Raw genomic sequence first — 283 nt, 5'->3', positions numbered from 1 at the left:
TAAAAAGTGAACCTTTATTCCGCAGGTTTTTTGCCCGGTATAATCGGGAACAGGGACTATTCGGCTATGCTCCCGATGACTTTCTTTTATTTTTTTTTCCCATTCCAGATATTTATCCCAATGTTCATATCCTGGAAAATCATCTGTGGAAGCTTCTCCGGTTTGCCATTCCACTTTCACCGTCATTCCCGGTTTCCATTTCGTCGGCACGCCGTAACAGCAGCCACCGCCGCCGCCCTGCCAGGGGCCGATAATATCCAGCCCTGACTGCCCGTCTACGCTG

General features: G+C 49.5%; 1 protein-coding gene. It reads right to left on the bottom strand.

Annotated features, from left to right (window positions below; all coding sequences use genetic code 11):
- On the bottom strand, positions 1-283 hold a 283-nt coding region (locus IAE27_RS29420), incomplete at both ends, for a DUF3304 domain-containing protein (protein ID WP_200093443.1).

It is taken from the genome of Klebsiella sp. S69 (genome assembly GCF_016516145.1).
GTDB classification, from domain to species: domain Bacteria; phylum Pseudomonadota; class Gammaproteobacteria; order Enterobacterales; family Enterobacteriaceae; genus Klebsiella; species Klebsiella oxytoca.
This window is presented reverse-complemented; position numbering and strand designations above follow the sequence as displayed.